17 protein-coding genes, 1 pseudogene and 1 riboswitch are annotated in these 18213 nt (G+C 72.8%); of the genes and pseudogenes, 12 read left to right on the top strand and 6 right to left on the bottom strand.

What is annotated here, in order from left to right:
- Positions 1–10: 10 nt before the first annotated feature.
- The 5 genes and pseudogenes from E1212_RS31145 to E1212_RS17590 form a co-directional block, all read left to right on the top strand.
- Positions 11–238 (top strand): annotated as a pseudogene (locus E1212_RS31145) (helix-turn-helix domain-containing protein); the annotation flags it as partial.
- Positions 239–568: 330 nt separating this feature from the next.
- Positions 569–668, top strand: a riboswitch (glycine riboswitch).
- Positions 669–745: 77 nt separating this feature from the next.
- A complete protein-coding gene (gene gcvP / locus E1212_RS17575) occupies positions 746–3646 on the top strand; it encodes an aminomethyl-transferring glycine dehydrogenase (protein ID WP_131984832.1) in 2901 nt (966 codons plus the stop codon).
- Positions 3647–3767: 121 nt separating this feature from the next.
- Entirely contained in the window at positions 3768–4457 is a 690-nt protein-coding gene (locus tag E1212_RS17580) for a DedA family protein (RefSeq protein ID WP_131984761.1), read from the top strand.
- 318 nt (positions 4458–4775) lie between these two features.
- Complete coding sequence (locus tag E1212_RS17585; protein ID WP_131984763.1) at positions 4776–5186, top strand: sensor histidine kinase; 411 nt, start codon at positions 4776–4778, stop codon at positions 5184–5186.
- Positions 5187–5190: 4 nt separating this feature from the next.
- On the top strand, positions 5191–5835 hold the full coding sequence (locus tag E1212_RS17590; RefSeq protein WP_162605528.1) for a response regulator transcription factor: 645 nt from the start codon (positions 5191–5193) through the stop codon (positions 5833–5835).
- Here the strand turns inward: E1212_RS17590 and E1212_RS17595 are convergent.
- Positions 5820–6437, bottom strand: a complete 618-nt coding sequence (locus E1212_RS17595) for a DedA family protein (protein WP_131984836.1) — start codon at positions 6435–6437, stop codon at positions 5820–5822. The two genes, E1212_RS17590 and E1212_RS17595, sit on opposite strands and share 16 nt — an antisense overlap.
- Before the next feature lie 259 nt (positions 6438–6696).
- On the opposite strand from E1212_RS17595, the gene E1212_RS17600 reads away from it, so the two are divergent.
- The 4 genes from E1212_RS17600 to E1212_RS17615 all read left to right on the top strand — a co-directional run bounded on the left by E1212_RS17600 (position 6697) and on the right by E1212_RS17615 (position 10678).
- Positions 6697–7497 (top strand): polysaccharide deacetylase family protein, encoded by an 801-nt coding sequence (locus E1212_RS17600; protein ID WP_162605529.1) that lies wholly within the window; start codon positions 6697–6699, stop codon positions 7495–7497.
- Between the two features lie 24 nt (positions 7498–7521).
- Positions 7522–8238 (top strand): ComEA family DNA-binding protein, encoded by a 717-nt coding sequence (locus E1212_RS17605; RefSeq protein WP_131984767.1) that lies wholly within the window; start codon positions 7522–7524, stop codon positions 8236–8238.
- Positions 8235–8873 carry a hypothetical protein gene (locus tag E1212_RS17610; protein ID WP_131984769.1) on the top strand — a complete coding sequence of 213 codons (639 nt, stop codon included), beginning with the start codon at positions 8235–8237 and terminating at the stop codon, positions 8871–8873. The genes E1212_RS17605 and E1212_RS17610 overlap by 4 nt, the downstream gene beginning before the upstream one ends.
- Before the next feature lie 101 nt (positions 8874–8974).
- Positions 8975–10678, top strand: a complete 1704-nt coding sequence (locus tag E1212_RS17615; protein ID WP_131984770.1) for a calcineurin-like phosphoesterase C-terminal domain-containing protein — start codon at positions 8975–8977, stop codon at positions 10676–10678.
- Positions 10679–10756: 78 nt separating this feature from the next.
- Here the strand turns inward: E1212_RS17615 and E1212_RS17620 are convergent, their stop codons facing one another.
- The 5 genes from E1212_RS17620 to E1212_RS17640 all read right to left on the bottom strand — a co-directional run bounded on the left by E1212_RS17620 (position 10757) and on the right by E1212_RS17640 (position 15325).
- Complete coding sequence (locus E1212_RS17620) at positions 10757–11359, bottom strand: hypothetical protein (protein WP_131984772.1); 603 nt, start codon at positions 11357–11359, stop codon at positions 10757–10759.
- A gap of 277 nt (positions 11360–11636) precedes the next feature.
- Entirely contained in the window at positions 11637–13043 is a 1407-nt protein-coding gene (locus E1212_RS17625; protein ID WP_131984774.1) for a TldD/PmbA family protein, read from the bottom strand.
- Positions 13040–14566: a TldD/PmbA family protein gene (locus tag E1212_RS17630; protein WP_238992389.1), complete on the bottom strand. Its 1527-nt coding sequence runs from the start codon at positions 14564–14566 to the stop codon at positions 13040–13042. The genes E1212_RS17625 and E1212_RS17630 overlap by 4 nt, the downstream gene beginning before the upstream one ends.
- A gap of 61 nt (positions 14567–14627) precedes the next feature.
- Positions 14628–15041 (bottom strand): type II toxin-antitoxin system VapC family toxin, encoded by a 414-nt coding sequence (locus E1212_RS17635; RefSeq protein WP_131984776.1) that lies wholly within the window; start codon positions 15039–15041, stop codon positions 14628–14630.
- Positions 15038–15325, bottom strand: coding sequence for a type II toxin-antitoxin system Phd/YefM family antitoxin (locus tag E1212_RS17640; RefSeq protein WP_131984778.1), 288 nt, complete (start codon positions 15323–15325; stop codon positions 15038–15040). The genes E1212_RS17635 and E1212_RS17640 overlap by 4 nt, the downstream gene beginning before the upstream one ends.
- 103 nt (positions 15326–15428) lie before the next feature.
- Here E1212_RS17640 and aroC point away from each other — a divergent pair, with 103 nt between their 5' ends.
- The 3 genes from aroC to aroB are packed head-to-tail and all read left to right on the top strand — an operon-like array spanning position 15429 to position 18209.
- Positions 15429–16625 carry a chorismate synthase gene (gene aroC / locus E1212_RS17645; RefSeq protein WP_131984780.1) on the top strand — a complete coding sequence of 399 codons (1197 nt, stop codon included), beginning with the start codon at positions 15429–15431 and terminating at the stop codon, positions 16623–16625.
- Entirely contained in the window at positions 16622–17125 is a 504-nt protein-coding gene (locus E1212_RS17650; RefSeq protein WP_420814392.1) for a shikimate kinase, read from the top strand. The genes aroC and E1212_RS17650 overlap by 4 nt, the downstream gene beginning before the upstream one ends.
- A complete protein-coding gene (aroB, locus tag E1212_RS17655; RefSeq protein WP_131984784.1) occupies positions 17115–18209 on the top strand; it encodes a 3-dehydroquinate synthase in 1095 nt (364 codons plus the stop codon). The genes E1212_RS17650 and aroB overlap by 11 nt, the downstream gene beginning before the upstream one ends.
- Positions 18210–18213 lie beyond the last annotated feature (4 nt).

Consider the following 18213-nt stretch of genomic DNA (forward strand, 5'->3'; position numbering starts at 1 on the left):
GAAGCCGCGGATGCCGATACCCGCATGGGGCCACGAAGCCGCCTCGCGGGACTATCGGCTCGAGTTCACCGCAGTCACCTGTGTCCTGCGCACGGCGAGGGCCTACGCGGGCCTGAGCCAACGCGAGCTCGCGGAGCGGTCGGGCGTGTCGCTGTCGGCGATCGTGCGGGCTGAGGCGGGTCGAACCGTCCCGTCGTGGCGCATGGTGATCACGTGTCTCGACGCCTGCCTGTTGCGGCCGGCGCTGATCGACGACGGCGACGAGCTGATCCTGGAGGCGCCGCTGGTGGTCCGCCTGAACCGAGGCCGTCGGCGCTATCCGGCCCATCTGCCGGTGTGGGAGGTCAAGCGGGCCGAGGACTGGTGGGACGGCACCCTCAGCCGGCGCGTCCCGGTCGTGCCGCCAGAGCTGATCCCGCCGTTCAGCTTCCGCCGCCGGCACCCGGACGACCAGGGCAGGGCGCGATGGGAGCGCGACCATCGCGATGAGCCCGTCCCGCACCGGCCACTGGTCCGCGCGTCCGCATCGCAGGGCGCGGAAGGGCGAGCTATGCTGACGGCGAGCCGTCGACTCCGGCCGGGAGAGTTCTCGCACCACCCGGGGTGCGAGACGCCGAAGGGGCAACATCCCCGTCAACCTCTCAGGCAGCAAGGACCGGTCGGGCGAGGCCACTCTGAAGCCGTCACACCGGCGACGACAGAGGGGGAGCCGACTCGCACCTACCGCGTCCGAGGAGCTCCGCCGATGTCCCTGTCCCAGCCGCTGTCGCACGTAGCCAGCGAGGCACCCTTCGTCTCCCGGCACATCGGGCCGCGCGACGAAGAGATCGCGAAGATGCTCGACGCCGTCGGGTACGAGTCGCTCGACGCGCTGGTCGAGGCCGCCGTACCCGACGCCATCCGCAATCTCGGCGCGCTCGACCTGCCGCCGGCCAGCACCGAGACCGAGGCGCTCGACGAGCTGCGGGCACTGTCGCGGCGCAACCGGCGGCACGCGCAGATGATCGGCTTGGGCTACCACGACACCGTCACGCCGCCGGTGGTCGTGCGCCGCGTGCTCGAGAGCCCGGCCTGGTACACCGCCTACACGCCGTACCAGCCGGAGATCTCGCAGGGGCGGCTCGAGGCGCTGCTGAACTTCCAGACCATGGTGTCCGACCTCGCCGGGCTGCCCACGGCCAACGCCAGCCTGCTCGACGAGGCCACCGCGGCCGCCGAGGCCATGACGCTGATGCGCCGGTCGGTGCCTCGCCGAGACACGCTGCTCAGTCGAGGCGGCGAATCGGCCAGCACGACCAGCAACACCGTCGTCGTCGACGCCGACTGCCTGCCGCAGACCATCGCCGTCATCCGGACCCGGGCCGAGCCGCTGGGCATCGACGTCGTGGTCGCCGATCTCGACGGGGGCCTGCCGGACGGCGACCTCTTCGGCCTGGTCGTGCAGTATCCCGGCGCGTCCGGCCGGATCCGCGACCTCACCCCGGTGGTGACGGCCGCGCACGAGCGGGGCGCGCTGGTCACCGTCGCCTCCGACCTGCTCGCGTTGACGCTGCTCACGCCGCCGGGAGAGGTGGGCGCCGACGTCGTCGTCGGGTCGTCGCAGCGCTTCGGCGTGCCGCTCGGGTACGGCGGCCCGCACGCCGGGTACATGGCCGTGCGCGCCGGGCTGGAGCGTGGCCTGCCCGGCCGGCTGGTCGGCGTCTCGAAGGACACCCACGGCGCGCAGGCGTACCGGCTCGCGCTGCAGACCCGCGAGCAGCACATCCGCCGCGAGAAGGCGACCTCGAACATCTGCACCGCGCAGGTGCTGCTCGCCGTCGTCGCGTCGATGTACGCCGTCTGGCACGGCCCCGAGGGGCTGCGCGAGATCGCCGAGCGGGTGCACGGCCACGCGACGGGCCTCGCCGCGGCGCTGCGGGCCGGCGGCGTCGAGGTCGTCCACGACGCGTTCTTCGACACCGTCCTGGCCCGGGTGCCGGGGCGCGCCTCCGCCGTCGTCGCCGACGCCGCCGAGCTGGGGGTCAACCTCGGCCCGGCCGGCGTCGACGAGGTCCGCATCGCCTGCGACGAGGTCACCACCGACGCCGACATCGAACGGGTGCTGCGTGCGTTCGGGCTGTCGGCGACCGCGACGACGGCCGCCGTCGCGATCCCCGAGCAGCTGCGCCGGCACAGCCCGTACCTCACCCACCCGGTCTTCAACACGCACCGCTCCGAGACGTCGATGCTGCGCTACCTGCGCAAGCTCGCCGACAAGGACTACGCGCTCGACCGCGGCATGATCCCGCTCGGCTCGTGCACCATGAAGCTCAACGCCGCGACCGAGATGGAGCCGATCACCTGGCCCGGGTTCGCCGGCATCCACCCGTTCGTGCCGGTCGAGCAGGCCGACGGCTACCTCGCCCTGATCCGCCAGCTCGAGGGGTGGCTGGCGACGGTGACGGGGTACGACGCCGTCTCGATCCAGCCCAACGCCGGGTCGCAGGGCGAACTGGCCGGGCTGCTGGCCATCCGCGCCTTCCACCGCGCAGGCGGCGACGAGCAGCGCGACGTCTGCCTCATCCCGTCCAGCGCGCACGGCACCAACGCGGCCTCGGCGGTCATGGCCGGCATGCGGGTCGTGGTGGTCGCGGCGGCCGGCGACGGCACCGTCGACCTCGACGACCTGCGGGCGAAGATTGACGAGCACGGCGACCGGCTCGCCGCGATCATGGTCACCTACCCGTCCACGCACGGGGTGTACGAAGAGGGCATCACCGAGATCGCCTCGCTGGTGCACGCCGCCGGCGGCCAGGTGTACGTCGACGGCGCCAACCTCAACGCCCTGGTCGGGCTGGCCAAGCCGGGCGAGTTCGGCGCCGACGTCAGCCACCTCAACCTGCACAAGACGTTCTGCATCCCGCACGGCGGCGGCGGTCCCGGCGTCGGGCCCATCGGCGTGCGGTCGCACCTGACGCCGTTCCTGCCGAACCACCCGCTGCTGCCCGAGGCCGGCCCGGCCACCGGCGTCGGGCCGATCGCGGCGGCGCCGTTCGGGTCAGCGTCGATCCTGCCCATCCCATGGGCCTACATCCGGATGATGGGGCCGGCCGGGCTCAAGCTGGCCACCCAGACGGCCGTCCTGAACGCGAACTACATGGCCGTGCGGCTGCGCGACCACTTCCCGGTGCTCTACACCGGCCGCGGCGGGCTGGTGGCGCACGAGTGCATCGTCGACCTGCGCCCGCTCACCAAGGCGACCGGCATCACCGTCGACGACGTCGCCAAGCGGCTCATCGACTACGGCTTCCACGCGCCGACGATGTCGTTCCCGGTCGCCGGCACGCTGATGATCGAGCCGACGGAGTCCGAGGACAAGACCGAGCTGGACCGGTTCTGCGACGCCATGATCGCGATCCGGGCCGAGGCCGACCGCGTCGCCGCCGGCGAGTGGCCCGCCGACGACAACCCGCTGGTCAACGCGCCGCACACGGCCGCATCGGTGGTCGCCGAGTGGGCGCACCCGTACGAGCGCGAGACCGCGGTGTACCCGTCGCCGTCGGCCCGCGAGGACAAGTACTGGCCGCCGGTGGGCCGCATCGACGGGGCCTACGGCGATCGCCACCTGGTCTGCTCGTGCCCGTCGCCGGAGGCGTTCGAGGACTGACTCCTGGGGGAGACCCCGACGAAAGTCGGGGGTGCGGCTCCGCCTGAGGTCGCATGTGCCGCGCCGCCGCGCCGCGTAGGGTCGGAGGTGACCGCTCGGCGAACGGAGAACACGGGGGACCATGAACGACGCGATCATCGAGGCTGCCCGCGATGTCATGGGGTCGCCCTGGGTCTACGTGGTGCTGTTCGCCATCTCGGCCATCGACGGGTTCTTCCCGGCGGTGCCCAGCGAGACGCTGGTCATCACCGCCGGCGTGTTCGCGGCCGCCGACGGCGTGCCGAACCTGCTCTTCGTCATCCTGGCCGCGTCTGCCGGCGCGTTCGTCGGCGACCACATCTCGTACTTCATCGGCCGCACCGCCGGCACCAGGGTGCGCCACCGCATCGAGGGCCGCAAGAGGTCCGGCGCGATGTTCGCCTGGGCCGGGCGCATGCTCGAGGATCGCGGCGGCGTCATCATCGTCGTCGCGCGCTACATCCCCGGCGGCCGCACGGCGGTCACGCTCACCGCGGGCACGGTCGAGTACCCGCTGCGGAAGTTCTCCTTCTTCGACGCCATCGCGGCGCTGTCGTGGGGCACCTACTCCGGGCTCATCGGCTACGTCGGCGGGCACGCGTTCGAAGACAACCCGCTGCTCGGCCTGGGCGTCGGCCTCGGCATCGCGCTGGCCATCACCGGCCTCGTCGAGCTGATCCGGCACCGCATCGGCGCACGCAACAAGCGCCGCTCGGCCGAGCAGGCCGGTGCGACGGAGTCGTCGGCCGACCCGGAGGGCTCACCGGGCGAGAAGCCGCAGGAGCTGGTCTGACCGCGACGGCGGTCGCACTGCCGCCGGCTGGGGTGCGATCCCGGCTGCGCCGGGCCACCGCCGTCGGCTGGGAACGGACCGCCGGGCTCTGCCTCGGCGCCGCGTCGGCGTTCGTGTCGCTGGCGTTCCTGGCGGGCACCGCCCTGGCTCTGCTGCCGGTCGCGGCGGCGCCGGCGGCTCGCGACCGGATGCTCGCGGCGTCGGCGGCGCCGGCCGCCCGGCTGGTCGGCTGGGAACGGCGGCGGCTGCGCGCCGCCGACCGCGACCGCCCGGCCGCCGACGAGCTGCTCCGCGCCGCCCCACGAGGAGTCGCAGCGCGTGCTGGCCGACCTGCGCGCCGTCGCCTGGCGGGTCTACCCGGCGGCGCTGGACACGCTCGGGCTCGAGGAGGCGCTGACGGCGGTCGCCGAGGGCGCCGGCGCGACCCTCTGGTACGACGTCGCCCGGCCGCCGCCCGGGCCGGTCGCGACCGCCGTCTACTTCGTCGTCGCCGAAACCGCCACCAACGCCGTCAAGCACGCGTCGCCGTCGTCGGTGCGCATCGAGGTCTGGCGGGCGGGCGACCTGCTGCGGGCGCGGGTGGGCGACGACGGCCCGGGTGGTGCGGACGCGCTCGGGGGCGGGCTGGCCGGGCTGCGCCGCCGGGTCGCCGCGCTGGACGGCCGGTTCACCGTCCACAGCCCGGCCGGCGGCGGCACCGTCGTCGAAGCCGAGCTGCCATGCGGGTGATCTGGTGCGCGTGATCCTGGCCGAGGACTCCGTGCTGCTGCGCGAGGGCCTGGCCAAGCTGCTGCAGGACGGGGGCCACGAGGTCGTCGCCGCGGTCGGCGACGCCGAGACGCTGCTGGCCGCCGTCGACGCCGATCGGCCCGACGTCGTCGTCGCGGACGTGCGGATGCCGCCGTCGCACACCGACGAGGGGCTGCGGGCGGCGCTGGAGATCCGGTCGCGATGGCCCGCGGTCGGCATCCTGGTGCTGTCGCAGTACGTCGAGAAGCGCTACGCCGCGGAGCTGTTCGAGACGCACACCGACGGCGTCGGGTACCTGCTCAAGGACCGGGTCGCGCACGTCGGCGACTTCCTGGACGCGCTGGACCGGGTGGCCGGCGGGGGAGCGGCGTTCGACGCCGAGGTGGTCCGGCAGCTGATCGCCCGGACCAGCCACGGCGATCCGCTGCGCCGGCTGACCCCGCGCGAGCGCGACGTGCTCGAGTTGATGGCCCAGGGCCACACGAACGCCGGCATCGCGGCCGGGCTGCACGTGTCGCGCAGCGCCGTCGAGAAGCACGCCAACGCGATCTTCGACAAGCTCGGCCTCACCGCCGACGGAGCCTACAGCCGCCGGGTGCTGGCGGTGCTGCGCTACCTCGGGTCGTGACGGCGGACGCGGTGCCGGGCCCGCTCGCGGTCGCGGCGGTTCTGCCGCACCCGCAGCACCACGAACGCGACCACCGCCAGGACGACCGCCCCGATGACGGCGTACTGCAGCAGCCCCACGTAGCGCTCGACGGCGTCCCAGTTCTGCCCCAGCTGGTAGCCGAGCAGGATGAACACGGTGTTCCAGATGGCGCTGCCCAGCGCCGTGAACAGCAGGAACACCGTCAGCGACATACGCTCCACGCCGGCCGGGATGGAGATGAAGCTGCGGAAGATCGGGATCATCCGCCCGAAGAAGATGGTCTTGACGCCGTGCTTGGCGAACCACCCCTCGGCCTTGTCGACGTCGGACATCTTGACCAGCGGCAGCCTCGCCAGGATGGCCCGGGTGCGGTCGCGCCCCACCGCCGCGCCCACGGCGTACCAGACCAGCGCGCCGACCACGGATCCCACCGTCGTCCAGATGATCGCCGCCGCCAGGTTCATGTCGCCCCGGCTGGCGGTGAACCCGGCCAGCGGCAGGATCACCTCGCTGGGCAGTGGCGGGAACAGGTTCTCGAGGAAGATGGCGATGCCGGCGCCGACGGCGCCCATGGTGTCCATGAGGTCGACGGCCCAGCCGGCCAGGCCGGTGAGCTCGGTCTCCGGGGAGAGGCGGATGTTCACGCCACGACCGTACGGGATCGGGATGCGGCCGCGCGATGAAGGACACCGCCGAGCTGCCCTGCGGAGAACCGCAGGGTGCGGTGGTTGGGTGGAAAGCGCAATCGGCGCGCCTCACGAGGTCTGCGCCGCTGCGCCGGTAGCGTCGCACCTGGCCGGGTTGGGGTTGATTCGTCCCGAGTGAGGCGAGGTGGTGCCGGTGTCCCGAGAGCTCCGGGCTGCCCTGATCCTGTGCCTCGTCGTGGGCGTCATCGTCGGCGCCGCGCGGAGCGACCCGCAGGGCGGCGGAACGTCGGCCGCGGTCGAGACCGCGCCGGCACAGGTCAAGGCGGCACCGCAGCGGCTGCTCGCGCTGAATCCCGCCACCGCCGACGGCTCGGCCCCGGTCGCCGACGTCGACGACGCCGGCACCCGCCGCCTCACCGGCCGCGAGGGCGACACCGTCGCCCTCACCTTCGACGACGGCCCGCACCCAGACCAGACGCCGGCCGTGCTCGAGATCCTCCGCGATCACGACGTCACAGCCACGTTCTGCCTGGTCGGCGAGATGGCGCGGCTCTACCCGGACCTCGTCCGCCAGATCGCCGACGACGGCCACCGGCTCTGCGACCACACCATCACCCACGACACCTCCCTGCCGGACAAGCCCGCCGATGTCATCGAGGACGAGATCGCCGGAACCCTCGACGCCATCGAGGCCGCCGTCCCCGGCGTCGAGGTGCCGTTCTACCGCGCGCCCGGCGGCAACTTCGCCGCCAACGTCAACGAGATCGCCGCCGAACTCGACCAGGTGCCCCTCGGCTGGAGCGTCGACCCGGGCGACTGGCGCAAACCCGGCGCCCGCGCCATCCACGACTACGTCGCCGAGCACGTCCACCCGGGCGCGATCATCCTCCTGCACGACGGCGGCGGCGACCGGTCCGGGACCATCGAGGCGCTCCCCGAGATCATCGAGACCCTCATCGACGCCGGCTACGAGTTCGTCGTTCCCCGCGCCTGACGGGCTTGTGGCACTCTTACCGCCATGACGGGGCAGGACTCGGTCGGGGAGCGGCTGGCGCGCGGGATCGGGCAGACGCTGTGGGTGCTGATCCCGCTGCTCAGCGTCACCGTCCTGGCCTGGCTCCCGGCCGGTCAGGCGTGGTGGCGCACACGCAGCGCCGGCTGGTTCATCACCGGCCTGGTCCTGCTGCTCGGCAGCGCCGGCGTGATCGTCCTGATGAGCCGCGACGACGGCGGCGGGGCGGCCGGCGGCCTGGTGATCATCGGCGCACTGGTGGGCGGCATCGTCGCCGCGCTGAAGGCGCGCCCGGTGGTCTTCCGCCGCCGTCGCGAAGAGGTCGTCGAGCTGCCGCCCTACCCGGCCGCGGCTGCCGCCGTCGCCCATCTCGACGAGCACCCGGCCGTGCGCGAGGTGCTGGCCGACCGGGAACGACGGCGGCAGGCGCGCGACCTGATCGCCCGCGACCCCGCGATGGCGATGGAGCTGAACCTCGGCCGGCCGGACCTGCCCGACATCGTCGACGACGGTGACCTGGTCGACCTCAACAACACCAGTGCCGGGGGCCTCGCCGCCGCCCTGCGCTGGGATCCCGCGACCGCCGAGGCGTTCGTCGTCGCGCGCGACCTGCGCGGCGGGTACGCGTCGCTCGACGAGATCGCGGCGCTGTCCGGCCTGGAGCCGCAGCTGCTCGAACGCGACGCCGAGCGCATCGTCGTCCTCCCGTACCGGCCGGCATGAGCGCCGCGGACACCCCGGGGGAGAGCCGGTTCGACCGCTGGCGCCGGACGGCGGAGGCGGCGGCCGCGTCGGCGGGCGAGACGCGGGCGCGGGTCGTCCGCGACCTCGCCGCCGCGCTCGCGGTGCTGGTGCGCCGGGTGCGGATCCCGCTGTTCGTCGTCGGGCTGCTGCCGCTGACCCCGGCGCTGATGCTCGCCCTCGAAGGGCTGGCCGTGGGCGGCAGGAGCGGAGTGTTCTTCCTGGTCCTGGCGTTGCTCGGGGCGTGGCCCGGACTGTGGGTGCTGTGGCGGCGGCGCCGGCTGCTGCGCGCCATCGACCCGGTCGACGAGCTGGCCGCCGAGCTCGCCCAGGCCTACGACGTTGCCGGCGCATGGGCGAAGGCGGGCGACGCGCTGCAGCGGGTGCGTGGCGCCGGGCCGGGACTGCGCGGCGCGGGACGGGCGGCCCGTGGCGTGTGGGCCGGTGTCCAGCTGACCCGCGAGCTGTTCGACCGGTTCTCCGATCTGCCCCGGGTGGCGCCGTTCCTGCCGGTGTCGCTGCAGTTCACCGGCTACCTGTGCCTCGCGTCGCTGGTCAGCACGGTCGTGCTGGTCGCGCTCGCGGTCGCCGGGTTCGGCGTCGTGCTGGTGACCTAACTCTTCTGCCGTTGTGCGTGGGTTCGTCACCTCGCGTTGGCGTGGCGTCGACAGGGTGAAGTCTCGCAACTCCGTGCCCCCCACACGACCGGAGGATTTTCATGGCGAGACGAACTGGCTGGATGGTCGGCGCCGGCATCGCGGCGACGGTGACCGGCCTCGGCGCGACGGGCTTCGGCCTGGCCGGCGCCGAGGTAGCGCCGGAGACCGAGACCGCCACTGGCATCGTCTACGACGACGCGAACCGCAACGGCACACGCGACAGCGGCGAGGCCGGCGTGCGGGACGTGCCGGTGTCGAACGGCCGCGACGTCGTCCGCACCGACGCGCAGGGCCGCTACAGCCTGCAGGTCGACGACCAGACCGTCATCTTCATCAGCAAGCCGGCCGGCTGGATGGTCCCCGTCAACGACGTGCAGCTGCCGCAGTTCTACTACAAGCACTACCCGAACGGCAGCCCGTACGAGCTGCGCTACGGCGGCGTCGAGCCGACCGGCCCGCTGCCGGACTCCGTCGACTTCCCGATGTACCAGGACGACTCGATCGACAAGACGTTCTCGGCGCTGGCCTTCGCCGACCCGCAGACGTCGAACGTCGGGCAGATCGACACGATGGCGATCGACGTCATCGCCGGCATCATCGGCAACACCGACGCCCGGTTCGGCCTCACCGTCGGCGACATCGTCAACGACCCGCTGGACCTGTTCGCACCGCACAACCAGGCGGTGTCGCAGATCGGCATCCCGTGGTGGAACACGCCCGGCAACCACGACCAGGACTACGACGCGCCGACCGACGCAAACGCCACGGACACCTACAAGGAGACGTTCGGGCCGGCGGACTACTCGTTCGACTACGGCCAGGTCCACTTCGTGCTCATGGACAACGTGCGGCATCAGGGCCCGGGCCACGGCTACATCGGCTACCTGAACGACGAGCAGTTGCAGTGGCTGGAGAACGACCTGCGCCACGTGCCGGCCGACAAGCTGATCGTCATCGGCACGCACATCCCGCTCGCCACCGACGCCACCGCGTCGACCGGCGTGAACACCACCAACCTGCCCGAGCTGTTCCAGATCCTCGAGGACCGCGAGCACGTCTACACGATCTCCGGCCACGACACCAGCAACAGCTGGCAGATGTACATGGGCGAGGAGCACGGCTGGTACGGCCCCAAGGACTTCCACCACCAGGTCCTCGCCGAGGTCCGCGGCAGCGGCTGGAACACCGGCCCGCGTGACGCGCGCGGGATCCAGGCGGCGGACATGTCCGACGGCAACCCGAACGGCCACTACGAGCTGTTCTTCGACGGCAACGAGTACTCGGCGCAGTTCAAGCCGGCGAGCCTGCCGGAGGAATACCAGATCCGGCTCACCTTCGACGGCGGCTGGGGCGACGAGGTCCGCATCCCCGGCGGCGTCAGCGGGGTCGACGGCTTCGCGCCGGGCGCCGTGCGGTTCGCCGCGCGCGACTGGACGGGATCCGGCGTCCAGCGCCCGACGGTGACGGCCAACGTCTTCGACGGCGGCGAGCGGCACACCGTGGAGGTCAGCGTCGACGGCGGCCCGTTCCGCCCGATGACGCACCTCACGCCGCAGAACGACCCGTACATCTCGGTCCTGCGCTCGACGCTGACCGGCAGCCTGCGCCCGGCGGCCCCCGAGCCGTCGTCGCACCTGTGGTCCTACGAGCTGCCGCGCGGCCTGCGCCACGGCGAGCACACCGTCGTCGTCCGCAGCACCGACCCGTACGGCAAGGTCTCGACCACCGACGAGACCATCACCGTCACCGGCGGCCGCCCGTAACGGTGCCCCGTTGGGCATGGCGGGTGGTTCGGTGGCGCTATGACGCCACCGAACCACCCGCCACACGCTGTCACGCCGCTAGAGCTCGATGGGGAAGGTCGCGACCACGGCGGCGGCGGCCACCAGGACGACGGCGGCAGCACCGACCAGGGCCACCCGTGCTCTGGCGGTGTCGAGGTTGGAGCTGACGCCGGCGAAGAACAAGACCACCGCGAAGACGATGGTCATGAGGACGTAGTTGTCACCGCGTTGGTTCGCGTCGCGGGCCTGCGCGGCGAACGTCTCGGCGTCCCGCTCCAGCGCGGCTGAGCGGTCGCGGGAGTCGAGCTGGTACTCGGGCATGCCGAACGGCGTCCTGGGTGCCGCCGGGTCGGTGAGCGGCTGGGTCGCCAGCCATGCCTCGACCGCGGGCCGGAACTCGTCGCGGAAGCGCTCGTAGAGAAACCCCGACTCTGTGCCGGCCTGCGGGGTGTAACTGCCGTCGGGGGCGAGACCCGCGGCTACTCCGGCCCGACGTTCGGCGGACAGGGCGGCGACCCAGGAGGTGAAGGTCGTGACGTCGATGACGGTGAGCTGTCCGGCCTCGGTCGACGCTCTGGTCGACTCGACCCTGGCCGCCGACGCCTGCTGTAGCTCTCCGCCTGGACCCCGCTCCATTTCGTACTCTGGAACGCTGCCCACGCGGTGAGGATCACCGCGAGTGACAGCAGCAGAGCGGCGAGCAATTCGACATGCTCGCGCAGCCAACCCTGGTCCTGGCGATCCGGCACGTCGATGCGCGCGGCTGCCGCCGGGGAGTTCTCGCTCGCCGTCATCGTCATCGGCCCCCGCTCGTGGCGCGCATCGCGCCACCGAGCATGCGGCGACAGCGGCCATCACCAGATCACCTGGCGCGGGTGATTCCACGCCGGACCACCGCGGGCCGAGCCTCACGAGAGTGACGCGACGTGCCGGCAGCCTATGAGGCCCGCGAGACCGACGACATGTTGAAGTCGGGGACGCGCAGGGCCGGCATCGCCGTGCGCGGGAAGTAGTCGCCCCACTCGCGGCTGAAGGTCGGCACCGTCGCGCCGGCGGCGGTGAAGCGGTCGAGCAGCGCGACCGGGCTCTCGTTGAACCGGTAGTTGTTCACCGCGCCGTTGACCTCGCCGTTCTCGACGAGGTAGACGCCGTCGCGGGTGAGGCCGGTGAGCAGCAGCGTCTGCGGGTCGACGGCGCGGATGTACCAGAGGCAGGTGAGCAGCAGGCCGCGCTCGATCCCCGCCGCGACGTCCTCGACGCCGCCGGTGGCGCCGTCGACGGTGAGGCCGAGGTTGTCGACCGCCGGGGTGGTCGGAAGCCCAGTGAGGCCGGCCGAATGACGGGTCTGCAGCAGCGCCCGCAGCCTGCCGTCCTCGATCCACGACGTGCGCCGGATGGGCAGGCCGTTGTCGAAGACGCTCGACTCCGACGACGAGGCGTGCGCGAGCACCACCGGCGCGCACTCGAGGCCGGGCGCCGCGGGGTCGGACCAGAGCGACACCGGGTGCCTCGAGAGCCGGTCGCCGACGCGCGTGCCACCGCCGGGCTTCGAGTAGACCGAGCGGCCGTCCTGGGCGTCGCGCGCGCTCATGGTCCAGTAGGCGTAGATCATGAGGTCGGCGACGGCGGTGGGCGGCAGGACGGTGTCGTAACGGCCGGCCGGCAGCTCGACCGTGCGCTGCGCCCAGCCCAGCCGCTTGGTCAGCTCGGCGTCGAGCGCCGCGACGTCGACGTCGGTGAGGTCGCGCGAGGACTGCCCGACCCAGGCCGAGCGCGCCTTGTCGGCGGACTTGCCGGTGATGCCGATGTGGCCGGTGGGCTGCTCGTGCCGGGCGCGCAACCCCGTCGAGGACCCGAGATACGTCGTGCGGACGCCGTGCTCGAGGTAGCCGTAGAGCAGCCGCTGCTCGTCGTCGGCGCGGCTGAACGCGTCGCCGAGGGCCGGGGCGATGGTGCCGAACATCTCCGGGGAGGTCTCGCCGGGCGGGGCGGCCCAGCCCGCGGCGGAACCGCCGCTGCCGCCGTCGTCGCTGATGAGAGGCTGGGCGTCCTCGGCCGGGCCGTTGTCGCGGGCGGCCTGCTCGGCGGCGCGGACCAGCGGCTCGAGGCCCTCGGGGGTGACGGCGCTGCGGGCGACCACGCCCGACGCCGTGCCGGTGCCGCCGTCGACCGCCGCCACCACCGTCACCGACCGGTCGCGGGTGACGCCGTTGGTGGTGAGGGCGTTGGTGGCCCAGCGCAGGTTGGCCGTCGAGGTCTCGTCGACCAGCACCAGCGTGCCGCTGGCCTTGGACAGCTCGAGGCAGCGCTCGACGATCTCTTGCGGCGTCACGGTGCCCGTCACTGGCCACCCTCCTCTGCGGTGTTGAGGATGCGGATGTCGCGGAACAGGGCGGACGGCGCGCCGTGCGAGACCGGGGCGATCTGGCCCGGCTGGGCCTTGCCGCAGTTGAACGCCCCGCCCAGCACGTAGGTCGGCGGCCCGCCCACGGCGGCCATGGAGCCCCAGAAGTCGGTGGTGGTGGCCTGGTAGGCGACGTCGCGCAGCTGGCCGTCGAGCTCGCCGCCGCGGATGCGGTAGAACCGCTGGCCGGTGAACTGGAAGTTGTAGCGCTGCATGTCGATGGACCACGATTTGTCGCCGACGACGTAGATGCCGTCGTCGACCTGCGAGATCAGCTCGTCGGTGGACGGGCCGCCGTCGGCCGGCTGCAGCGAGACGTTGGCCATGCGCTGCACCGGGACGTGGCCGGGGGAGTCGGCGAACGCGCAGCCGTTGGAGCGGCTGGTGCCGAGCGCACTGGCGTTGGCGGCGGCCATGGCGCGGTCGAGCTGGTAGCCGACGAGCGTGCCGCCGCTGACGATGTCCCAGCGCTGCGCTTCGACGCCCTCGTCGTCGTAGCCGATGGTCGACAGGCCGTGCGGCGTGGTGCGGTCGCCGGTGACGTGCATGACGGGGGAGCCGTAGCGCAGCGTCCAGAGCTGGTCGAGCGTGGCGAACGACGTGCCGGCGTAGTTGGCCTCGTAGCCGAGCGCGCGGTCGAGCTCCGTGGCGTGCCCGATGGACTCGTGGATGGTCAGCCACAGGTTCGTCGGGTCGATGACGACGTCGTAGCGGCCGGCCCGGACGCTGGGCGCGGCGAACTTCTCGGCCAGCAGCGGTCCGAGCTCGTCGAGCGCCGCGCCCCAATCGACGACGCCGTCGGCGCCGGTGGCGTACTCCCAGCCGCGCCCGGCGGGGGCGGCGAGCGTGCGCATGGTCTCGAACCGGCCGCTGGCGGGGTCGACCTTGACCGCCTCGAAGACCGGGTGCAGCCGGACCCGCTGCTGCGTGGTGACGGTGCCGTGGGTGTCGGCGTAGAACTTGTTCTCCTGCACCTGCTGCAGCTGGGCGGTGACGTGGTCGACGTCGGGTTGCGCGAGGACGCGGACGGAGTGGCCGACCATGCGGTCGATCTTCTCGGTGTCGGGGACGTCGAACGGGTTCACGTCATAGGCCGACACCCAGGTGACGTCGGGGTGGACGGGCTCGTCGGCCAGCTCGGTGCGGGCCGGGCTCAGCCGCCGGGAGACCTTCGCGAGGTCGACGGCCTTCTCGGCCGTCTTCGCGGCGTCGTCCGTGGTGAGGTCGACGGTGGCGGCGAACCCCCACGTGCCCTCGTGCAGGACGCGGACCGCGAACCCCACGTCCTCGCCGTCGCGGCTGCCCTCGAGCTTGCCGTCGCGGAAGGAGAGGTCTTGGGAGCGGATGCGCTCGAGCCGGAAGTCGGCGTGCTCGACGCCGAGGTCGCGGGCTCGCTGCAACGCGGCGTCGGCCAGCGAGCGCATCGGCAGGGCGATGAAGGCGGGATCGATCTCGTGCGGCACCCTGCCGAGCCTAGACCAGCGGCGGGACGGCGAGCACGGGCAATACCGCGGTAGTGCCGGATCAGCTCGCGAACGGGTCGACGACGGTCACTCCCGTCGCTGAGAAGTCGCGCACGTTGCGGGTGACCACCGTGAGGTCGTGGCGCAGCGCGGTGGCCGCGATCAGACCGTCCACCGCGGGGATCGGCCGGTGCTGCGGGAGTCGGCCCCAGATCTCGGCGATGACGGTGTCGACGGGGAGAACGCGATCGGCGAACTGCTGGGCCAGGCCGTCGAGCCAGTCGGCCAGTCGTTGGGCCTGGGCGTGATCGTTCCGCGCCTGCAACCGACCGACACCCCGGCGCAGCTCGCCGATGGTCAGGCTGCTGACGTAGAGGCGACCGGCCGGGACCTCGTTCCACCACTCGAGCACCCCCGGGTGGGGGCGCGGGCGGCGGAGCTCGGAGATGACGTTGGTGTCGAGCAGGTAGGTCACCCGTGGTCCACGAGGTCGATGTCGCGGGGGAGATCGTGCTCGCGTTCGGCCACGATCTCGTCGAGGATGTCGGAGAACTCGTCCGACCCGGCGCCGTGGGTGAGTGCGAGCTTGAAGTCGGCCGGGAGCTCGACGCCCAGGAGCTCGCGGTAGTGCACGATGTCGATCACGACGGCCAGCTCCTCTCCGTGCTTGGTCACGATCTGCGGCCCTTCGTCGACGGCCCTGCGCAGCAGTTCGCTCAACCGCTGCTTGGCGTCCTGAACCGGCCATCTAGATTCCATCTAGACAGACTAGACAGAATGTGCGGCTGCGGCAACCGGGAGCCCGGCACCGACCCGTGGACGCCGGTCGGGGTGCGGATGCCGGGCGTGGGAGAATTCGAGCATGCTCAGATGGCTGACAGCGGGGGAGTCGCACGGGCCGGCCCTGGTCGCGGTCCTCGAGGGACTTCCGGCCGGGGTCGAGGTCACGACCGCGGACATCGACGCGGCGCTGGCGCGGCGGCGGCTCGGCTACGGCCGCGGCGCCCGCATGAAGTTCGAGGCCGACGCGGTCACCGTCGTCGGCGGGCTGCGCCACGGTCGCACCCTCGGCAGCCCCGTCGCCATCCAGGTGGGCAACACCGAGTGGCCCAAGTGGGAGCAGGTGATGTCAGCGGATCCAGTCGACGAAGCGGACATCGCCCACAGTGCTCGTAATGCCCCGCTCACCCGCCCGCGCCCCGGCCACGCCGACCTCGCGGGCATGCAGAAGTACGGGTTCGACGAAGCCCGCCCGGTACTCGAGCGGGCCAGCGCCCGCGAGACCGCGGCCCGGGTCGCGCTCGGCGCCGTCGCGTCGGCGTTCCTGCGGCAGGCCTACGGCATCCGGCTGGTCAGCCACACGGTCGAGCTGGGGACGGTGGCGGTGCCGGCCGGCTCGCCGCTGCCCGGCCCCGACGACGTGCAGCGACTGGACGACGATCCGCTGCGCTGCTTCGACGCCGACACCAGCAAGCTCATGGTCGCCGAGGTCGACGCCGCGCACGACGAGGGCGACACCCTCGGCGGCGTCGTCGAGGTCGTCGTCACCGGCATGCCGCCCGGCGTGGGCAGCTACGTCCACGGCGACCGCAAGCTCGACGCCCGGCTGGCCGGGGCGCTCATGGGCATCCAGGCCATCAAGGGCGTCGAGGTCGGCGACGGCTTCGAGCTCGCCCGCACCCGCGGCTCGAAGGCGCAGGACGAGATCGTGCCGGCCGACGGCGGGGGCGTGCGGCGCACGTCTGGTCACTCCGGCGGCATCGAGGGCGGCATGTCCACCGGCGAGACGCTGCGGGTCCGGGCCGCCATGAAGCCCATCTCCACCATCCCGCGGGCGCTGCGCACCGTCGACACCGCCACCGGTGAGGTCACGAAGGCGCACCACCAGCGCTCCGACGTGTGCGCGGTCCCGGCCGCCGGCGTGGTCGCCGAGGCCATGGTCGCCCTGGTCGTGGCCGAGCTCGCGCTCGAGAAGTTCGGCGGCGACTCCGTCGCCGAGACCGCCCGCAACCTGCGGACCTACCTCGAGGCCATCCCGCCGCGGCTGGTGATCGGCTGATGGCTCCGCGCGTCGTCATCGTCGGCCCTCCCGGCGCCGGCAAGACCACCGTCGGCACACTGGTCGCGCAGCGGCTGCGCACCACGTTCCGCGACACCGACGCCGACATCGAGCGCACGGCCGGCAAGCCGATCACCGACATCTTCGTCGAGGACGGCGAACCGGCGTTCCGCGCGCTGGAACGGGCCGCCGTCGTGGCCGCCCTCGACGAGCACGACGGCGTCCTCGCGCTCGGGGGCGGCGCGGTCGTCGCGCCCGAGAACCGCGCGCGGCTGGCCGGGCACCTGGTCGTCTTCCTCGACGTCGGCCTGGCCGACGCCGTCGCGCGGGTCGGCCTCAACCGCGACCGCCCGCTGCTGATCGAGAGCCCGCGGGCCCAGCTCAAGCGGCTGCTCGACGAGCGCCGGCCCGTCTACCTCGAGGCCGCCACGGTCACCGTCGACACCGGCGGGCGCACTCCCGAGGACATCGCCGACGAGGTCGCCAAGCATGTCCGCTGACACCGGCACCCCGGTCGACCGCGTCCACGTCGGCGGCGAGCACCCGTACGACGTCGTCATCGGCCATGGGCTCCTGGGCGAGCTGCCGGGCCTGCTCGGCGACGGCGTCCAGCGCATCGCCGTCATCCACCCCGGCGCGCTGCGGACCACCGCCGACGCCGTCCGCGACGACCTCGTGGCGCAGGGCTTCGAGGCACACGCCGTCGAGGTCCCCGACGCCGAGGACGCGAAGACCGCCGAGGTCGCGGCCTACTGCTGGTCGGTGCTCGGCCGCATCGGCATGACCCGCTCCGACGCCGTCGTCGGCATCGGCGGGGGAGCGACCACCGACCTCGCCGGGTTCGTCGCGGCGTCCTGGCTGCGCGGCGTGACGTGGGTCCCGGTCCCGACGACGGTGCTCGGCATGGTCGACGCCGCGGTGGGCGGCAAGACCGGCATCAACACCGGCGAGGGCAAGAACCTGGTCGGCGCGTTCCATCCGCCGGCCGGCGTGCTCTGCGACCTCGCCGCGCTGTCGTCGCTGCCGGCCAACGAGTACGTCGCCGGACTCGCCGAGGTGATCAAGGCCGGCTTCATCGCCGACCCCACCATCCTCGACATCGTCGAGGCCGACCCCGCCGGCGCCGCCCGGCCCGACGGCCCCTACGTGCGCGAGCTCGTGATGCGGTCGGTGCAGGTCAAGGCCGACGTGGTGGGCGCCGACCTGCGCGAGTCCGGACTGCGCGAGATCCTGAACTACGGCCACACGCTGGGCCACGCCATCGAGAAGCTCGAGCGCTACAGATGGCGCCACGGCGCCGCCGTCGCCGTCGGCATGGTGTTCGCGGCGGAGCTGGGCCGCCTGGCCGGACGGCTCGACGACGACACCGCCGACCGGCACCGCCGCATCCTCGAGATGCTCGGCCTGCCGACCTCGTACGACGGCCAGGCCTGGCCCCGTCTGCTCGACACCATGCGCATCGACAAGAAGAGCCGCGGCAACCGGCTGCGGTTCGTCGTGCTCGACGCGCTGGGCAAGCCAGGCATCCTCGAGGCGCCCGACCCGCAGCTGCTGACCGCGGCGTTCACCGAGGTGGCGCGGTAGCGCG

The organism is Jiangella ureilytica, assembly GCF_004348545.1.
Taxonomy (GTDB): Bacteria; Actinomycetota; Actinomycetes; order Jiangellales; family Jiangellaceae; genus Jiangella; species Jiangella ureilytica.